This is a genomic window from Stenotrophomonas sp. CFBP 13725 (genome assembly GCF_014841935.1).
Lineage (GTDB): Bacteria > Pseudomonadota > Gammaproteobacteria > Xanthomonadales > Xanthomonadaceae > Stenotrophomonas.
Window position 1 is genome coordinate 120349 of the sequence record NZ_JACYUV010000004.1, and the last position, 17500, is coordinate 137848.

Genomic DNA, 17500 nt, shown 5'->3' on the forward strand with positions numbered 1-17500 from the left:
GGGGATCGGCCCGTGCTCAGGCCTGCGGACAGTAGGCCTTTGCGGCGGCTTCGGCGAGGGCGCGTTGGTTCTGGCGCTGGGTATCGTCCAGCGGGCTGTCCGCCTTGCCATCGCCGTCGGTGTCCTGCATGACCGCGCCGCTGCCATCGAGCAGGGCCAGGTTCGCGCGCGCCGTGGCGCACTGCGGGGCAACCGGGGTTTCCGCCGGTGCAGCGCTGGCGGGCACACGGCTTCCGGGATCGCCGGTGATCTGACGGGTTTCAAACTTCTTGCCCGGCGGCGGATTCTCCGAATACTGGGTTACCCCGTTGGCATCCTTCCATTTATAGACCTGGCCAGCCAGGGCGGGGGACGTGGCCAGCAGCAGGAAACTCAAGCAGATCAGGGTACGCATGACGACTCCGGGCCGGGCTGGCGGGAAAGCGTGATTGCAGCACTGCCGCCGTCGGCTGGCAAGTCGATTAAACTCGGGGCATGGATCCCATTACCCCCCCGCCCCGCTCGCGCAGCATCTACCTGCTGCCCAATCTGTTCACCACGGCGGGCCTGTTTGCTGGCTTCTACGCCATCATCGCCGCCGCCAACGGTGATTTCGTCTACGCCAGCATCGCGGTGTTCGTCGCGGCGATCATGGATGGGCTGGATGGCCGGGTCGCCCGGCTCACCGGTACCAGCAGTGAGTTCGGCGTCCAATACGATTCGCTGGCCGACCTTGTAAGTTTCGGCATGGCACCGGCGCTGGTGATGTACCACTGGTCGCTGTCGTCGTTGAAGTTCGACGGGGAACTGCTGGGGCGGGTCGGCTGGGCGGTCGCCTTCCTGTACGCCGCATGCGCAGCGCTGCGGCTGGCACGCTTCAATACCCAGGTGGCCGTGGTCGACAAGCGCTGGTTCGTCGGCCTCGCCAGCCCGGCTGCGGCGGGCCTGATGATGTCGTTTGTCTGGGCATTTGCCGATGGGCAGCTCGGCTGGAGTGGCGATCAGCTGCGTTACGTTGCCTTGGGCGTGACGCTGGTCGCGGCTCTGCTGATGGTCAGCCGCATCCGCTTCTGGAGCTTCAAGGGCGGTGGCGCGAAGGGCCCCCGTGCTGACCGTGTGCCGTTCCTGGTACTTGCGCTGTTGCCGATCGGCATCGCAATCGCGGTGATCGACCTGCCCCGCGTATTGTTCGCGGTCGGCATCATTTACGCGCTGTCAGGTCCGGTGATGTGGGCCCTGCAGCGCCTGCGCAAGCGTTCGGACGCAGCGTGAGCGGGGGCGCGTCGGCCGTGTGGACGCCTGCCCAGCAAGCCTGGCTGCAGGCGATGGGCTACACCGTGCTGCACGACAGTGCGCTGGCCGTGGCATTGGAGGCTGTTGCCGCTACCCATGCCGACGTCAGCGACGGTCCACGGCCGCCGCAGCTGTCCGACGATGCCGTCCGCATCAGCGTGGCGCCCATGGCGGCGCCGCCCCGGCGTGCACCGCCCGCGCCAGCGGACGAATCTGCCGATGGCAAGCCACGCCCACCGCCGCGGCCCCGCCCGGCTGCTCCGGTTGCCCAGGTAGCGCAAGAACCCATCACGCCCGGGAGCGTGACCGGCACGCCCCGCCAGCCGGCCGTCCGCCTGCCTGACCGCCTGCAGATGGCGCTGCTGCGCGCCTCCGGCTGCAATCCCAACGACCCGGCGACGCAGGCCTTGATGGAAAGCTGGCCGCTGGACACCCTGCGCGGCAATGCGGCGGCCAAGCGCGCGCTGTGGCCGCAGTTGCGCGCTCTGCGCCGGAAGCCGGTCGCATGAGCGCGTTGCTCAACCCCGGACGCGCCAGCCTGCGTGCGCTGCGCGAGAGTGATCTCAATGCGGTCATGGCGATCGAGGTGCGGGGCTACCCCTACCCGTGGACGCGCGGCATCTTCCTGGACTGCCTGCGCGCCGGCTATCCGGGGCTGGCGTTGGAGGAGGATGGGTTGCTGATGGGCTATGCGCTGTTGAGCATCGCCGCCGACGAGGCGCACCTGCTGAACATCTGTGTGGATCCATTGAGCCAGACCGGTGGCCGTGGGCGCTTGCTGCTGCGGGCCATCGTCGGCCTGGCGCGCGACCGCGGCGTGCGCCGCGTGTTTCTGGAAGTGCGGCCGTCCAACGCACCGGCGCTGGCGCTGTACCACAGCGAAGGCTTCAACGAGATCGGTCGGCGCCCGCGTTATTACCCCGCCGCAGAGGGGCGCGAAGACGCGCTGGTGATGGCCATCGAGATAGTGGCCGATGACATCGACACGATGCCGCCGCTGTAACAGGCAGGGTCGGAGAATGGAGCCGGTCGGTAGAGCCGACCGGTAGAGCCGACTTCAGTCGGCTGACGTTGACTACCAGCCGACTGAATTCGGCTCTACCACGGTCAATCGCCGCGCCGAACCATGCACGGCGAGCGCAGCGGCCTACCCGAAGCGCGTGACGGCCAGCGGCCGTCACGCCGCCAGCGCCTTACAGCTTGGCGCGCTGCTCCTGCAGCCCGGCCAGCTGCGTGGCCCATTCGACCAGGCGCACACGCTCCTGTTCGACCACCGCAGCGGGCACCTTGTCGGTGAATTTCGACAGCTTCACTTCGCTCTTTTCCTTCTCGGCCTGCACGCGCACAAGTTCCTTGTCCAGGCGCGCGCGCTCCGCATCCAGGTCCACCAGACCTTCCAACGGCACCAGCAGCTTCAGCTCGCCGACGATGGCCGCCGCTGCAGGCGGGGCCGATTCATCGGCAGCCAGCCACTGGATGGTCTCCAGTTTCAGCAGGAAGGACAACGACGCGGCGAAACGTTCGATGCGCACACGGTCCTGTTCCAGCCCGGCCTGCAGCCGCAGCGGCACCAGCTTCGACGGTGCGACGTTGAGCTCGCTGCGCACGCGGCGCACGGCGCTGATGACGGCCTTCAGCCATTCCACATCGGCCTCGGCCTGGGCGAAATCACCCGCGAACTCATCCGCCGTGGGGTAGGGGCGCAGGGACAACGAATCCCCGGCGATGCCCAGGCGCGGCGCGACCTGCTGCCACAGTTGTTCGGTGATGAACGGCGTCAACGGGTGCAGCAAGCGCAGCAGCGCTTCGAGTACGTACAGCACGGTGTGGCGGGTGCTGTCTGCATCCGCGATGTCGGCACCGTTCAATGCCGGCTTGCTCAGCTCCAGGAACCAATCGCAGAATTCATTCCAGGCGAACTCGTACAGGCACTGCGCCAGCAGATCGAAACGGTAGGCCGCGAAGTGGCCATGCGCTTCTGCGGTGGTGGCAGCCAGGCGTGCGAGGATCCAGCGCTCGGCATCGGTGCGCGGCTTGGGCGCACCGGAGAACGAGGCGCCTTCGGTGTTCATCAGGGCGAAGCGGCTGGCGTTCCACAGCTTGTTGCAGAAGTTCTTGTAGCCCTCGGCACGGTTCATGTCGAACTTGATGTCGCGGCCGTGGGTCGCCAACGCGGCGATGGTGAAGCGCAGTGCATCGGCGCCGTGGGCGGCGATACCCTCCGGGAATTCCTTGCGCGTGGCCTTGCCGATCTTCTCGATCATCTTCGGCTGCATCAGGCCACCGGTACGCTTGGCTACCAGGTCGTCGATGGAAATGCCGTCGATGATGTCCAGCGGGTCCAGCACGTTGCCCTTGGACTTGGACATCTTCTGGCCCTGGCCGTCGCGGATCAGGCCGGTGAAGTAGACGTCCTTGAACGGCACCTTGCCGGTCAGGTTGTCGGTGGCCATGATCATGCGGGCCACCCAGAAGAAGATGATGTCGAAGCCGGTGACCAGCACCGACGACGGCAGGTAGCGGTCAAAGCCGCGCTCGGCCATCGCCTGTTCGTTCGGCCAGCCCAGCGTGGAGAATGGCCACAGCTGCGAGGAGAACCAGGTCTCCAGCACATCGCTTTCCTGGTGCAGTGCCACGTCGGCGCCCAGCCCATTCGCCGCACGCACTTCTGCTTCATCGCGGCCCACGTAGCAGGCGCCGGCGTCGTCGAACCACGCCGGGATGCGGTGGCCCCACCAGAGCTGGCGGCTGATGCACCAGTCCTGGATGTTGGTCATCCAGTGGCGGTAGGTGTTGATCCAGTTCGGCGGCACGAAGCCGATCGCACCGCTCTCCACAAGCTCCAGGCCACGCCGCGCCAGTTCGTCCATCTTCACGAACCACTGGTCGGTCAGGTACGGCTCGATCACCTGGTTGGTGCGGTCGCCACGCGGTACCTGCAGTTTGTGCGCCTTGGTCTCGACCAGGATCGCCAGGTCTTCCAGTTCGCCCAGCACGGCCTTGCGCGCGTCGTAGCGATCCAGTCCGCGGAAGCGTTCCGGTGCGTTCTCGTTGATCGCGGCCACCGGGGTGAACAGATTGATCATCGGCAGGTTGTGGCGCAGGCCGACCTGGTAATCGTTGAAATCGTGCGCCGGCGTGACCTTGACCACGCCGGTACCGAACGCGCGGTCCACGTAGTCATCGCCGATCACCGGCACGCTGCGGCCGGTCAGCGGCAGGGTGACGCTGCGACCGATCAGGTGCAGGTAACGCGCGTCTTCGGGGTGCACCATCACCGCGGTGTCGCCCAGCAGCGTTTCCGGACGCGTGGTGGCGACCACCAGGTAATCGCGGGTTTCGCGCAGGGTTTCGACGCCATCGGCGTCGCGTTCGACGTGCTCGTAGGTCAGCCCGTCGTCGAGCTTGTAGGCGATCGACCAGAGGAAACCGTCTTCCTCGGCGCTCTCCACTTCAAGATCGGAGATGGCGGTCTTCAGCACCGGATCCCAGTTGACCAGACGCTGTCCGCGGTAGATCAGTCCCTGTTCGTGCCAGCGCACGAAGGCTTCGATCACCGCCTGCGACGGCTGCGGGTCCATGGTGAAGGTGCTGCGTGACCAGTCGGCGGACGTGCCCAGGCGGCGCATCTGCCGTTCGATGGTGTCACCGGACTGCTGCTTCCACTCCCACACCTTGCCGATGAAGCCCTCGCGGCCGAGCGAATCACGGGTTTCGCCCTTGCCTTCCTGCGCCAGGTTGCGGCTGACCACCATCTCGGTGGCGATGCCCGCATGGTCGGTACCCACCTGCCACAGCGTGTCGTAGCCGCGCATGCGGTGGTAGCGCACCAGGGCATCCATCAGGGTCTGCTGGAAGGCGTGGCCCATGTGCAGCGTGCCGGTGACGTTCGGCGGCGGCAACAGGATGGTGTACGGCTCGCCCTTGCCCGACGGCTTGAAGTGGCCAGCCTTTTCCCAGGCATCGTAGGTGTCCTTTTCAAAGGACGTCGGGTCGTAGCTGGAGTCGAGTCGGGTCATGCGGGGCAACCAGAAGATGTTCGGGGGAGGATCAGGGCGAGCGGCCGGCGCATCAAGGGCAGCGCCGGGCCGGTGCCCGGTTTACATATCGTGCTTGGACAGCTCGTAACCGGCGTCCTTGTACTGCCGCCACCGCTCGCGCAGGGGCTCACGTGCGTCCGGATCGGCCGGAACCACTTCCAGCACCCGGTCGCATTCGCCCATCCACGGCGTATCGCGCAGGTTGATCACCAGCGGGCGCACCGGCTCTTCGCCACCGGGCACGGCGATCAGCACCAGCGCTTCTTCTTCGTCCATGTCTTCGCCGGCGATCTGGTGCGGGATGTAGGCCTCGGCATCGAAGGACCACAGCAGCTCGTCCAGTTCTTCGGCCTGGGCCTGGTCACGCGCCAGTACCAGGGTGAACAGCCCGGCGTCGTTGGCCTTGCGCGCCAGCTCGCAGACCAGGCGCAGGGGCTCGGTCAGGAAGCGGGGCTTGGCGATCAGGTAGAAATCAGCGCGGGGCATGGCGGCATCCGGGTGGCAGGCGAAGGCCCGGCACGGGCCGGGCGATGTCATGGCCGGCACAGGGCCGGCCACGGAGACAACAGTGGATCAGGCGCGGGCCGCCTGGTCCAGCAGCCACTGGCTCAGCAGGCCGACCGGGCGGCCGGTGGCCATGCCGCGCTTGCCTTCATCGCTGGCGACGCCGGCGATGTCCAGGTGGGCCCAGCGCTGGCCTTCGGTAAAGCGCGCCAGGAAGCAGCCAGCGGTGATCGCACCGGCCCAGCGTCCGCCAATGTTGTAGACGTCGGCAAAGCTGGAATCCAGCATCGGCTGGTATTCATCCCACAACGGCAGGCGCCAGGCGCGGTCGAATACATGCTCACCGGCGGCCAGCAGCTCGTTGGCCAGGTCGTCGTGCTTGGTCATCAGGCCAGCGGTCTGATGGCCCAGGGCAACCAGGCAGGCGCCGGTCAGGGTGGCCACATCGACCAGGGCCTGCGGCTCGAAGCGCTGCGCGTAGGTCAGCGCGTCGCACAGGATCAGGCGACCTTCGGCGTCGGTGTTGCCGACTTCAATGGTCTTGCCCGACATCGAGGTGATGACGTCGGACGGGCGGTAGGCGTTGCCGTCGATGGCGTTTTCGACCGCCGGCACCACCACTACCAGGTTCAGCGGCAGCTGCGCCTTCACCGTGGCCACGAAGGTGCCGATGACGTTGGCGCCACCGCACATGTCGAACTTCATTTCTTCGATGCCGCCCTGGGTCTTCAGGTTGACACCACCGGTATCGAAGGTGATGCCCTTGCCGACCAGCACGTAGGGCTTGGCATCGCCGCCGTTGCTCCACTTCAGCACCACCAGCCTGGGCCGGTTGGCCGAGCCGCGGGCCACGGCCAGCAGTGAGCCCATGCCGAGCGCTTCCATCTGCGTCTCGTCCAGGATCTCGGCCTCGGCACCGTCGTGCTCACCCGCGAACTTCACGGCCACGTCAGCCAGATGGGCCGGGTTGCAGAAGTTCGGCGGCAGGTTGCCCAGCTCACGGGCGAACTCCACGCCGCTGGCGATGGCACGGCCCTGCAGCAGGGCCGTTTCGTCGCTGCCGGCGATGGCCAGCTGCTGCAGGCCGGCCTCTTCGGCCTTCTTCTTGCCGAAGGTGGCGGTATAGCGGTAGCTGGCGTGATCAGCCGCGATGATGGCCTGGCGGATCGCCCAGGCGGCGTCGCGGTCTTTCACCGGCAGATCGACCAGGGTGAACAGCGCACTGCGGCTGGCGCCGGTCTTCAGCGCGCGCACCGCGTCGCCGATGGCCTTCAGGTACTGCGGCACGCCGAAGCGGGCCGCCTCGCCGAGGCCGACCACCAGCACGCGCGGCGCAGTGACGCCCGGCAGGTCGTGCAGCAGGGTGGTGGCGCCGGTCTTGCCGGACAGGTCGCCGCGCTGGGCAAGGGCTGCCAGGCGACCGCCACTGGCAGCGTCAAGCGCCTGTGCGGCGGGCGACAGGGTATGGTCGGCATAGGCGCCGATGACCACGCAGTCCACCGCAGCGGAGGTGGGCGAGGAGTGGTTCAGGGTGAATTCGAGGGCCATTGATCAGATTCCGTAGGCAAATCCGTACAATCGCGGACCGTTTACGTCCAGCCGTTAGACTGGGCGGACCCGCGAACGAACCTGAGAGTTTAAACCACGGCCCATGTTGAAGCTCGACCGATACCTATTGGGCGATTTCGTCCAGAGTTTCCTGGCCACCCTGATCGTCCTGCTGGTTGTCAGCGTGGGCGGTGTACTGGTGGATATCCTCGGCAACATCGCCGATGGCCGCCTGCCGGCCCGCCTGCTGTTTTCCCAGCTGGGCCTGCAGTTCATCGTCTACATGCCGCTGATCCTGCCACTGGCGCTGATGCTGGGCCTGCTGCTGGCGGTGGCCCGGCTGTACCGCGATTCGGAGATGGCCGTCATCACCGCCATCGGCGTCGGTCCGCAGCGGCTGCTCAAGCCCCTGCTGATGCTGGTGCTGCCGGTGGTGGGCATCATCGGCGCGTGTTCGTTGTGGCTGGGCCCCTGGGCCGACCGTACCGGCGAGCAGATGATCGATGACGCCAACCGCAGCGTGCTGATGGCCGGGCTGGAGGCGGGCCGTTTCACCAACCTGTCCAACGGCGGGGTGGTGTACCTGTCCTCGATCTCGCCCGACGGCACCACGCTGGGGCGGGTGTTCATCAACCGCGCCCGGGAGGGTCGGGTTGAAGTGGTGTCCGCCGCGAGTGGTCGGCTGTACTTCGAAGGCAAGGAACGGCGCTACCTGCAGCTGAACGATGGTCACCAGATCGAGGGGCCGGCCGACGGAGGAAAGGGATACCGGCTGGCCACGTTCGCCCGCAACGACGTGGCGATGCCGGATGGGGCGCAGACCCGCCAGTCGAATGATCCCGAACTGTTGCCGACCAGCCAGCTGATCGGCGATGAGCGGCCGGCCGCCAGGGCCCAGCTGCACTCGCGCATCGCCCCGCCGCTGATCGCGCTGGCGTTCGCGCTGATGACCGTACCGCTGGCCCGCAGCTCACCGCGGCAGCAGCGCTACGGCCGGATGATGCTGGCGTTCCTGGCCTACATGGTGGGCATGAACCTGATGTTCATCGGCACCGGTTGGATAGCCGATGGCAAGATTCCCAATGGGCTTGGCCTGTGGTGGCTGACCCTGCCGCTGCTGGCGCTGGCGATCTGGATGTACCTGCGTGACGGACGCCTGTCACGCCCGAAGAGAGTGTCCGCATGATCCCGCGCCCGATGCGTTTCGATTATTACCTGGGGCGTGCGGTGTTCGGCACCGTGCTGCTCACCTGGGCGGTGCTGATAGGGCTGGACGTGGTGATGGCGTTCTCCGGCGAGTTCAAGGACGTCGGCAAGAACGGCTACACCCTGGGCCATGCCGCCGCGTGGGTGCTGTATACCGTGCCGCGGCGCGCCTATACGTTCTTCCCGACCGCGGCGGTGATCGGCTCGCTGATGGGGCTGGGCCAACTGGCCGCCACGTCCGAGTTGACCGCTCTGCGGGCGCTCGGCCTGTCGCGTCGTCGTCTCAGCCTGTCGGTCGCGGTGGCCTTGTCGCTGCTCACCGGTGCGATGGTGCTCAGTGGCGAGACGCTGGCGCCGTGGGCGCAGGAGCGTGCGGACAACATCCGCATGAGTGCCAAGCGTGGCGGTGACATGTCGGTCGCCCGCTACGCCGGCGTCTGGGCGCGGGAGGGCGACACGTTCCTCAACGCGCAGGGCGGCGAGGAGCAGCTGATCGAGGGGGGTGGCACGCGGTTGGTGCTGCACGATGTCCGCATGTACCGCATCGGTCCGGAAGGCGAGATCGTGTCGCTGACCCATGCGGCCACCGCCGAGCATGATGCCTCCGGTTGGGTGCTGACCCAGGTACGCCGCGACGTCTTCGGTGATCGGTCGTTGCAGCGCGAAGAAGTACCGCGGGAGAAATGGGATTCGCAGTTGGATGCCGCCGCACTGGCGACCGGCATTTCGCGTCCGCGCAACCTGCGCGCGGCCGACCTGCGTACCAGCATCGAATACCGGGAACGCAACGGGCTGGATGCGCGCGATTACGAGGATGTGTACTGGAGCCGCTGGTTCTATCCGGTGAACGTGCTGGCGCTGTGCCTGGCGGCTGTACCGTTTGCGTTCGGTTCGCTGCGCAGCGGTGGCATGGGCAAGCGGTTGTTCCTCGGGATCCTGTTCGCTTTGGGTTTCTGGCTGCTGCAGCTGTTCTTCGGCCGCATGGCCGGCGCGCTGAAGTTTGATTACCGGGTGGCCTACGCGTTGCCACCGATCCTGATGCTGGGTATTTCCGCGATGCTGTTCCGGCGCAAGTCGGGCTGAGGTTGGGTTGCTTGCCGGGCTGCGCCCGGCACCTGCCGAAGCAACGGCAACTGCAACGGCAACGGCTGCAGGACTGCTTGTGGGTGGGGCGGGGTGGGTTTGCGGGGGACGGCAACAGCCGCATCCATGCGGGCCTCGTTTCGCGCCATCCATGGCGCTCAACGCCCCCGCAAACCCACCCCGCCCCACCTTCGACAGGTCCATGGGGGCCATGGGGGTAGCGCCGACCCATGGTCGGCGGAATGTTTCCGCCAACGGCCCGCTGCGCTCGCCGACCATGGGTCGGGGCCACCGCTTTTCTTCTTTTTTTCATACGCGGCGGGCGGCCACGGAACCTGTCAGGGGCCGGGCTGGTGGGGCTGGGCGGGGGCGTTGAGTGCCATGGATGGCGCGAAACGAGGCCCGCATGGATGCGGTCGTTGCCGTCCCCCGCCCAGCCCCACCGCCCGACCCCAAGCAAGCAGCCTGCTGTCAGCGCCAGCCGCGGGGGGGTTCTACCCGTTCGACCCACTTCCGCCCTGCGCCAGCGCCATGAAATTCGCCTCCATCGGCAGACGCGGGGCGGGGCACAGTCCCGCCGGGCCACCCGCATCGCGGGCCATCCAGTCGTTCACGATGCCACCCAGCAGGTCGATGCGCATCGGCAGGGTGATGTGGTCTTCGCCGCGCATCTCGATGTAATGCGCCCGTGGACTGGCCTGCGCCAAGCGACGGCCCTGGCTGACCGGGATGTGCTGGTCGTCGTCACCGTGCAGCAGCAATACACACGCTTGGCTGCGTGCTACCGCGCGGCTGACATCCACGCGGTCCAGGTTCACACCCAATCGGCGGTTGGCGGCAGCGATCACCTCGTCCATGTTCTGGTCGGCATAGCGCCAGCGTGCGTAGGCGGCCACCGCCTGTGCCTGCCACCCCGTCGGCTGGCTCGCCAGCAGGTGCGGGATCATGCTGCGGATGGCATCCCCGGCATTGGCGAAGGACTCCATGGCCACCACGCCCTGCACCTGCGAGCCGAGCTTTTCTGCGGTAAACAGCGCGGTCGCCGCGCCGTAGGACACGCCGAAGAGGTACAGCGGGCCCTGCACCTCGCCGCTGGCGCGCAGGGCGTGGATCACATCGACCACTTCGTCTGATTCCACGGTCCCGTAGCCCGCCGGTCCATTGCCCGAGTGACCGTGGTTGCGCAGGTCGATGGTCACCACCCGATAGCCGGACTGCGCCAGCTGCAACGACCACGGCAGCATGGCATCGCCGCTCATCATCCAGCCATGCAGCAGCACGACGGTGCCGCGCGGCGGCTGTGCATGGAAGCGGCCCGTGGGCGCAAGGCGCAGGTCCATATCCATCGGCTGGCCGCCTTCGTGGCGGGGGCGTGCATACCGGTAGTGCAGCCCGTAATCGCCCGCATCGAAGGCGCGCCAGAAGATCGGCACGCCGGCGCGGCTGGTGACCTTGCCGCTGCGGTTGGGCAGGGTGGCGATGGTGGCGGCGATGTGGGCCTGGTCAAGCAGCGGCGAGGCGCCGCCCGGCGATACCAGGCGCTCGCTGAGCGAGGTGGAAGAGGAGGGGGAGCAGGCGGCCAGCCACAGGCACGCGCAGGCCAGCAGCAGCCGCATCATGGTCGGGTTCATCAGGAAGTTGGCCGCGCAGGCTACCGGCGCAGGGCGCGCTCGATCTACCGTGGTTCGATGACGTGTTGATGACAGTGCGGCATCGGTTCAGGCACGCGCGTTCGGGGAGGCGTCAGCGGCGATCGGGGCGGGGAAGGCGGGCAAGACGGGTGCCGCTGGCGCGGTCGTGCCACGCCAGGCGGTCACGGTCGACCAGCGCCCACCAGAAGCCCAGACCGGCGGCCAGCAGAGACAGCGTGCCCACGCTGTAGCGCAGCCAAGCGGCACGCCGGGTGGGGCGACTGCCGTCGGCCATCAGCACCGTGAGCCGCCACGGACGCATCCCCAGCGTCTGCCCGCCCCTGCGCCAGCTGCCGCTGGCATACAGGCCGGTCAGGACCCAGCAGCACGCCCACAACGCCCACTGCCAACTGCTGAACGGTGCGATGTTATCGCGCGCGGTGTGGCCCATCACGGTGTAAGCGATCACGAACACCGAACCCGCCAGCATCCACAGCGCCAATGCGGGAAACAGGTCGTACAGCAACGACAGCAGGCGCCAACCCAGCAGCGAGGCGGGTCGGGGCGATACGGCGGCGGGTGCATCATGCAGTCCAGGCATGCGCCGAAGCATACGCAATGCTAGTGGCGCATGCTGCGTGCCGCGTATGCTCGCCGCATGTCCGTCGCCACCACGCCCGCAGAACGCCGCCAACTGGTACAGGCACTGCCCGAACTCGATGCCGCCGATGCCGCGGCGATCACCCGCTTCCTGGATGCCGCATGGGCCGAACACGGCTTGGCGCGCGCCAGCGTCGACAGCTACCGGCGTGACCTCGAGGGGCTGGCGCGATGGCGGGTCGGTCGTGCAGGCAGCCTGGCGACCGCTGATCGCGCTGGACTGTTCGACTATCTGGCTTGGCGTACGCGTCATGGCTGGTCACCACGCAGCAACGCGCGCCTGCTTTCCGCACTGCGTGCCTTCTTTGCCGATGCGGTGCGCCGGGGGTTGCGCAGTGACGATCCCACCGCACTGCTGGATCCGCCGAAGCTGCCGCGCCTGCTGCCCAAGGCGCTGGCGGAGAGCCAGATCGAGGCGCTGCTGGCCGCGCCGGACGTGGAGGACACGCGCGGTCTGCGTGACCGCGCCATGCTGGAACTGATGTATGCCGCCGGCCTGCGCGTGAGCGAACTGGTGGGCCTGCCGGCGGTGGCGGTGAACCTGCGCCAGGGCGTGCTGCGTGTCACCGGCAAGGGCAGCAAAGAGCGTCTGGTGCCACTGGGCGAAGAGTCGCAGCATTGGCTGGAACGTTATCTCAAAGAGGCGCGTCCCCAGTTGGCCAACACGCGTGCGGTGCCGGCCGACGACAGCGGCCAGGTCCCGTTGTTCATCGAGCCCAGCCTGCGGCCGCTGAGCCGTCAGGCCTTCTGGCATCTGGTTAAGCGGTACGCGGCGGTGGCCGGTATCGATACGGCACGCATCAGCCCGCATGGCCTGCGGCACAGCTTCGCCACCCATCTGCTCAACCATGGCGCTGACCTGCGCGCGCTGCAGATGCTGCTTGGCCACAGCTCGCTGTCGACCACGCAGATCTACACGCTGGTGGCACGCGAGCACCTGCAGAAGCTGCATGCGAAGCACCATCCACGCGGTTAGAAGCGGGCGGAGAGACCATCGTCTTCGCCATCGGACCACTGCTCTGAATCGTCGTTATCCGGGTTCAAGGACTCGACGCTCCGATGGAGATGATCGGCGGCCGGCGATCCGTATCCGGAATCTTCGGAGCGTAGCAGCAGGGCCTGCGACCCGGCAGCCGCCAGAGCCGCAGGGGCGACGCCGCGCTCGACGAGCACGCTGTCTATCGCTTCGCTTTCCAGGCTGTCCGCGAAGGTGTCCAGCACAGAGGGCGTTGCCTGCCAACCGGAATGGGGTGATTTGTGGGGGTGGGCGCGGATGAACTCGACCAGCTCGAAGGTGCGCAGGCAGCGGGTCTGCGCAGGGGAGGGGTCCGCCGTACCTGGATCGATCGCCTCGTCCCGCGCGCTGAGGAATGCGGCCCGGAACTCGGCGAAGTTCGGCCATGCTCGCTGCCAGAACGCGGTGGCGATCCACGTCCATGAGGCTGGGACGATGTGGTCACTGCCTTCCCGCTCCCCCATCGACCCATTGATGCTCGGTGTCGGTGTCGGTGTCGGTGTCGGGGCTCTCGCATCATCCGCGGGCGGGGGTACGAAGCGGCTCAGGATGATGGACAACGCAGCGGTCTGTGCATCGGCCGACGCGGGCTGGCGTCCGGCAATGTGCGCGAGGATGTCCTTCGTCGCCTCTCGCGCTCTCTGCTCGCGTATGTCTTGTTCGGCATTCACCTCGCTGGCCTCGTTCCGCGCCTGTGCGTTCACTTGCCTGCGTAGCGCCGTCTCATCGAGATGGCCTGCCCAGAAGGCATTCGCCAACTGTTGGCGCGCCTCTCTGCGCAGATTGGTCGGATCCAGCATGGCGGTCAGCTGTTGTTTGACTGCGGGGTCGACGAATGCATCGGCCTGCAGCGTGCACTGGGTGCGGATCAGTACGCCGCGGAAGGCCGTGACGGTCTCCACGGGCTGGGATGCGATCGACGCGCCGCGATGGGCAGCGGGATCGGGATGGGTTGCCTCATCGAGCATCACTTTGTAGGGAGCCAGCTTCCGGGCTTTGTTCTCGAACTGGTCAAGCGTCATGCGACCCGATCTGACGCGGTCGGCCAAGCGCGTCTCGCGATTATTGATACTGCGCAATGCTGCAGTGAGGCGGGCATCTGAATACTCCTTGCGGACAAGTCGTACTTTCGCACTGAGCTGGTTGAGGACATTTGCCCGGAACATCAGGCCGAGCTGGGAAACGATGTGCATGCCGGGCTCCCCCCACGTTGCGCGTTCAACTGGACGTTGCGGTTACGGGTGCATGATTGCTTCCATCAATCGCTCAACGCCAGCAGGCTGTCGTTTATCACCGTGGTGATTCCCTGATACGCCCGCTCAGGGCGCCTGTGCGAGAATCGGGCTCCTACTTATCCTGCGGGCCTTTCGATGTTCCGAGTCCTTACTGCCGTCCTGCTCGGCACGCTCAGCCTGTCTGCCTGTGCGCAGCCTGCCGCACCCGCCGCCGGCAAGCCTGTTGCGACATCCACCGCCGCGCCGGCGCGGGGAGGCGCGGAGCAGAACGTGCGCGCTGCGTTGGCCCAGCTGGACCCCAACTTCAAGCCCGATTATGTCGGCGCCGCACCCTTCCCCGGCTTCCGCGAAGTCGTGGTGTCGGGCCAGGTGATGTATGTGTCCGATGACGGCAAGTATCTGATGCAGTCGCAGCCGTATGACATCCAGGCCAAGGCGTTGGTCAACAGTGAAGGTTTGCTGGCCTATCGCCGTGGCTTGCTGGAGAAGGCCAACCACGGTGACCGGATCGTGTTTGCTGCGCCCAATGCCAAGCACACCATCACCGTCTTTACGGATATCGAATGCGGTTACTGCCGCAAGCTGCACCAGGATATCGCCGAGCTCAACCGCAACGGCATCACCGTGGAATACCTTGCCTTCCCGCGGATGGGGCTGGGCAGCAAGGATTACACCGACATGATCTCGGTCTGGTGCGCGAGCGATCGCCGCAAGGCGTTGACCGACGCCAAACAGGGCAAGCCGGTGACGGCGAAGAACTGCACCAATCCGGTGGCGATGCAGTACGCGCTGGGTCAGCAACTGGGCGTCAACGGCACGCCGGCGATCTTTGCCGCCGATGGTTCGCAGCTGGGTGGCTACCTGCCCCCGGCGCAGCTGAAGGCTGCGCTGGATCGCCGCGCGCGCTGACTTCGCGCGTACGCGGGCGCGCCGCCGGGAATCGATCATCAGTCCAGCCGACTGAAGTCGGCTCTACCGTCGGCTCTACCGGGGATGCGGGTGCGGTGGTAGCGCCGAGCCGTGCTCGGCGGAATGTTTGCGGCGCGCGGTACATAAGGCAGCCGACTGAAGTCGGCTCTACCCCCGAAGCAACCCGAAGCGACCCGACCGACGAGAACGCTCCCCGGCATTGGCCGGGGGGCGTTGATGCTCGTTACTTCAGGCCATCACTGATGCTGCGCGACAAGGTGCCCTGTGCATCGTCGCCGCTGAACTCCCAGAAGAATGCGCCGCCCAGTCCCTGGGCTTTGACGTAGGTCATCTTGCGGGTCACGTTGGCAGGGGTGTCATAGCTCCACAAGGTGCTGCCGTTGTATGCCCAGGTGGCGCCTGCCGCGGTGTCGGTGTAGGTCGGCCAGCCGAGGTTCTTGAGCACCTTCCAGTCTTCGATGCCGGCCTCGTAGGTGCCCGCCGCTGCCCCGGATGCGGTCTGGTACATGCCGTTGTTACCGCCCACTACGCCGTTCCAGCCGCGGCCGTAGAAGCCGATGCCCAGGTTGAGCTTGGAGGCGGGCACACCGCGGGCCAGGAACGCTTCGATGGCGTCATTGCTGTTGTACTGCAACTGGTCACCGGTGGACGGATCGGCAGCGGCATTGAACAGCGCGGAGTGATGATTGGTCCGCGGGTCCCACGCGCCGTGGAAGTCGTAGGTCATCACGTTGATGTAGTCGAGATACGGGTGGTACGCCGCTGGATTGGTGACGCGGATCTTGTCGATGCCGGCGCCGACCGCCACCGTCAACAGCAGGCCAGGACGCACCGCATCCAGCTGGCGGCGGAATTCGGCCAGCAGTGCGGTGAAGTTGGCGTTGTCCTCCGGCGTGCCGCAGGCGATGCCACAGGCCACGGGGTATTCCCAGTCGATGTCGATGCCATCGAACACCCCCAACGCGGCGCCGGCACCGCCCGCCCCGTCGGTAACGGGCAGGTTGCCGCGGATGTAGGCATCGATGCACGAGGCCACGAAGGCTTGGCGGTTTTCCGGGCGCGCGGCGCTGGAGAAGCCGCGTGACCACGTCCAGCCGCCCAGCGAGATCAGCGCTTTCAGGCCGGGATGCTTGGCTTTGAGCTGCTTGAGCTGGTTCCAGTTGCCGCGCAGCGGCTGGTCCCACGCGTCGGCACTGCCACTGACACTCTCACCGGCCCCGAAGGCCTTGCTGTAATCGGCGAAGGCGTCACCCCCGGCACCCGTGTTGGCATCGGACGGCTGGGTGACACCGACTTCGCAGCGGTTGTTGCGCACATTGCCGAACGCATAGTTGATATGGGTCAGGCCCGCGGCCGATCCACTGGCATCGATGTTCTTGACCCGATAATTGCGGCCATAGATACCCCACTGGGTGAAGTAGCCGATGACCCGCTTGCCTGCACCGCCGCCGCTGCCGGCAAGGGTGGTGGCGCTGACGGTACTGCCCTGGGACGACGCATTGCCGGCGTTGTCGCGCGCCCGCACGCGATAGCTGTAGGCGGTGGAAGGCAGCAGGCCGCCGTCGACATAGGATGGGCTGGAGGGCGAGCCCACCAGGGCGCCATTGCGATACACGTCGTAGCCCGCCAAGCCACTGCCGCCGCTGTTGTCGCTGGCGGCGGTCCAGCTCAGGGCCACGCTGTTGGCGGTGCGGGTGCCTACCGACAGCCCGCCCGGCACGCTGGGTGCGGTGGTGTCACCACTGGCGGCATTGACGGTGATGGTGATCGTGGCGGTGCTGGCCGTGGCGTTGCCGTTGTCGGTGGCCACCGCGCGCAGGGTGTGGCTGCCGGCGCTGGCGTTGGTCCAACTGGCGCTGTAGGGCGCGCTGGTGTCGATACCCAGCGAGGTACCGCCGCGGAAGAACTCGACCTTGCTGATGCTGCCGTCGGCATCGCTGGCGTTGGCCGTGACCGACACCGTGCTGCCAGCGCTGAAGAGGGCGCCGTTGGACGGCGAGGTCAGGGTGACCACCGGGGGCTGGTTGCTGCCACTGCCGGTACAGGTGCCCAGGTTGGTGTAGTACGGCGCGCCAGCCGGATGATCGGGCGGTGCGTTCCAGATGTCCTGTCTGGCCTGGTACAGCACGCCGTTCTTCTGCAGGGTGTCACCGGTGCGGTAGATCTTCGCCTGGTCCCATTGGCCGACGCCGGTGCAGTTGGCGGCCTGTGCCAAGGCAGGCAGGCTGCCGCCGATGGCCAACGCCAGCAGCCAGGCAGGACGGTGATGGAACGGGCGGGCGGGACGAGCGGCACTGCGTGCAATCGGGTCATGCATGATGGGTCTCCGATCGAATCAGGGTGTCGCGCGGGCCCCGATGGCGCCGCGCGTAACGC

General features: G+C 66.9%; 15 protein-coding genes. 7 read left to right on the plus strand and 8 right to left on the minus strand.

What is annotated here, in order from left to right; translation table 11 throughout:
• Positions 1–16: 16 nt before the first annotated feature.
• On the minus strand, positions 17–394 hold the full coding sequence (locus IFT65_RS08730; RefSeq protein WP_188326015.1) for a DUF4124 domain-containing protein: 378 nt from the start codon (positions 392–394) through the stop codon (positions 17–19).
• An 80-nt stretch (positions 395–474) separates the two neighbouring features.
• On the opposite strand from IFT65_RS08730, the gene pssA reads away from it, so the two are divergent.
• The 3 genes from pssA to rimI are packed head-to-tail and all read left to right on the plus strand — an operon-like array spanning position 475 to position 2275.
• Entirely contained in the window at positions 475–1251 is a 777-nt protein-coding gene (gene pssA, locus IFT65_RS08735) for a CDP-diacylglycerol--serine O-phosphatidyltransferase (RefSeq protein ID WP_188326016.1), read from the plus strand.
• A gap of 53 nt (positions 1252–1304) precedes the next feature.
• Positions 1305–1781 (plus strand): hypothetical protein, encoded by a 477-nt coding sequence (locus IFT65_RS08740; protein ID WP_192081346.1) that lies wholly within the window; start codon positions 1305–1307, stop codon positions 1779–1781.
• Positions 1778–2275, plus strand: a complete 498-nt coding sequence (rimI, locus tag IFT65_RS08745; RefSeq protein WP_192081145.1) for a ribosomal protein S18-alanine N-acetyltransferase — start codon at positions 1778–1780, stop codon at positions 2273–2275. The genes IFT65_RS08740 and rimI overlap by 4 nt, the downstream gene beginning before the upstream one ends.
• 190 nt (positions 2276–2465) lie before the next feature.
• Here rimI and IFT65_RS08750 read toward each other — a convergent pair whose 3' ends face one another.
• The 3 genes from IFT65_RS08750 to IFT65_RS08760 all read right to left on the minus strand — a co-directional run bounded on the left by IFT65_RS08750 (position 2466) and on the right by IFT65_RS08760 (position 7364).
• Positions 2466–5291: a valine--tRNA ligase gene (locus tag IFT65_RS08750; RefSeq protein ID WP_192081146.1), complete on the minus strand. Its 2826-nt coding sequence runs from the start codon at positions 5289–5291 to the stop codon at positions 2466–2468.
• 81 nt (positions 5292–5372) lie between these two features.
• The gene (locus IFT65_RS08755; RefSeq protein WP_188326020.1) at positions 5373–5798 is read right to left on the minus strand and encodes a DNA polymerase III subunit chi; all 426 of its coding nucleotides are present in this window, start codon (positions 5796–5798) and stop codon (positions 5373–5375) included.
• An 87-nt stretch (positions 5799–5885) separates the two neighbouring features.
• Entirely contained in the window at positions 5886–7364 is a 1479-nt protein-coding gene (locus tag IFT65_RS08760) for a leucyl aminopeptidase (protein ID WP_192081147.1), read from the minus strand.
• 103 nt (positions 7365–7467) lie between these two features.
• Between IFT65_RS08760 and lptF the strand changes: the two genes are divergently transcribed.
• Both lptF and lptG read left to right on the plus strand, forming a co-directional pair.
• Positions 7468–8550 carry an LPS export ABC transporter permease LptF gene (gene lptF / locus IFT65_RS08765; protein ID WP_192081148.1) on the plus strand — a complete coding sequence of 361 codons (1083 nt, stop codon included), beginning with the start codon at positions 7468–7470 and terminating at the stop codon, positions 8548–8550.
• A complete protein-coding gene (gene lptG / locus IFT65_RS08770) occupies positions 8547–9653 on the plus strand; it encodes an LPS export ABC transporter permease LptG (protein ID WP_192081149.1) in 1107 nt (368 codons plus the stop codon). The genes lptF and lptG overlap by 4 nt, the downstream gene beginning before the upstream one ends.
• Before the next feature lie 494 nt (positions 9654–10147).
• Here the strand turns inward: lptG and IFT65_RS08775 are convergent, their stop codons facing one another.
• Positions 10148–11272 (minus strand): alpha/beta fold hydrolase, encoded by a 1125-nt coding sequence (locus tag IFT65_RS08775; RefSeq protein ID WP_192081347.1) that lies wholly within the window; start codon positions 11270–11272, stop codon positions 10148–10150.
• 124 nt (positions 11273–11396) lie between these two features.
• The gene (locus tag IFT65_RS08780; RefSeq protein ID WP_192081150.1) at positions 11397–11885 is read right to left on the minus strand and encodes an RDD family protein; all 489 of its coding nucleotides are present in this window, start codon (positions 11883–11885) and stop codon (positions 11397–11399) included.
• 57 nt (positions 11886–11942) lie between these two features.
• Between IFT65_RS08780 and xerD the strand changes: the two genes are divergently transcribed.
• The gene (xerD, locus tag IFT65_RS08785) at positions 11943–12920 is read left to right on the plus strand and encodes a site-specific tyrosine recombinase XerD (protein WP_188326026.1); all 978 of its coding nucleotides are present in this window, start codon (positions 11943–11945) and stop codon (positions 12918–12920) included.
• Here xerD and IFT65_RS08790 read toward each other — a convergent pair.
• A complete protein-coding gene (locus IFT65_RS08790) occupies positions 12917–14152 on the minus strand; it encodes a hypothetical protein (protein WP_192081151.1) in 1236 nt (411 codons plus the stop codon). The genes xerD and IFT65_RS08790 overlap by 4 nt on opposite strands.
• 177 nt (positions 14153–14329) lie before the next feature.
• On the opposite strand from IFT65_RS08790, the gene IFT65_RS08795 reads away from it, so the two are divergent.
• Complete coding sequence (locus IFT65_RS08795; RefSeq protein WP_192081152.1) at positions 14330–15103, plus strand: thioredoxin fold domain-containing protein; 774 nt, start codon at positions 14330–14332, stop codon at positions 15101–15103.
• A 244-nt stretch (positions 15104–15347) separates the two neighbouring features.
• Here the strand turns inward: IFT65_RS08795 and IFT65_RS18695 are convergent, their stop codons facing one another.
• On the minus strand, positions 15348–17441 hold the full coding sequence (locus tag IFT65_RS18695) for a glycosyl hydrolase family 18 protein (protein WP_249405107.1): 2094 nt from the start codon (positions 17439–17441) through the stop codon (positions 15348–15350).
• Positions 17442–17500 lie beyond the last annotated feature (59 nt).

Coding starts and splice junctions, on each gene's coding strand:
- IFT65_RS08730 (WP_188326015.1), bottom strand. CDS start 394: ATGCGTACCCTGATCTGCTTGAGTTTCCTGCTGCTGGCCACGTCCCCC.
- pssA (WP_188326016.1), top strand. CDS start 475: ATGGATCCCATTACCCCCCCGCCCCGCTCGCGCAGCATCTACCTGCTG.
- IFT65_RS08740 (WP_192081346.1), top strand. CDS start 1,305: ATGGGCTACACCGTGCTGCACGACAGTGCGCTGGCCGTGGCATTGGAG.
- rimI (WP_192081145.1), top strand. CDS start 1,778: ATGAGCGCGTTGCTCAACCCCGGACGCGCCAGCCTGCGTGCGCTGCGC.
- IFT65_RS08750 (WP_192081146.1), bottom strand. CDS start 5,291: ATGACCCGACTCGACTCCAGCTACGACCCGACGTCCTTTGAAAAGGAC.
- IFT65_RS08755 (WP_188326020.1), bottom strand. CDS start 5,798: ATGCCCCGCGCTGATTTCTACCTGATCGCCAAGCCCCGCTTCCTGACC.
- IFT65_RS08760 (WP_192081147.1), bottom strand. CDS start 7,364: ATGGCCCTCGAATTCACCCTGAACCACTCCTCGCCCACCTCCGCTGCG.
- lptF (WP_192081148.1), top strand. CDS start 7,468: ATGTTGAAGCTCGACCGATACCTATTGGGCGATTTCGTCCAGAGTTTC.
- lptG (WP_192081149.1), top strand. CDS start 8,547: ATGATCCCGCGCCCGATGCGTTTCGATTATTACCTGGGGCGTGCGGTG.
- IFT65_RS08775 (WP_192081347.1), bottom strand. CDS start 11,272: ATGATGCGGCTGCTGCTGGCCTGCGCGTGCCTGTGGCTGGCCGCCTGC.
- IFT65_RS08780 (WP_192081150.1), bottom strand. CDS start 11,885: ATGCCTGGACTGCATGATGCACCCGCCGCCGTATCGCCCCGACCCGCC.
- xerD (WP_188326026.1), top strand. CDS start 11,943: ATGTCCGTCGCCACCACGCCCGCAGAACGCCGCCAACTGGTACAGGCA.
- IFT65_RS08790 (WP_192081151.1), bottom strand. CDS start 14,152: ATGCACATCGTTTCCCAGCTCGGCCTGATGTTCCGGGCAAATGTCCTC.
- IFT65_RS08795 (WP_192081152.1), top strand. CDS start 14,330: ATGTTCCGAGTCCTTACTGCCGTCCTGCTCGGCACGCTCAGCCTGTCT.
- IFT65_RS18695 (WP_249405107.1), bottom strand. CDS start 17,441: ATGCATGACCCGATTGCACGCAGTGCCGCTCGTCCCGCCCGCCCGTTC.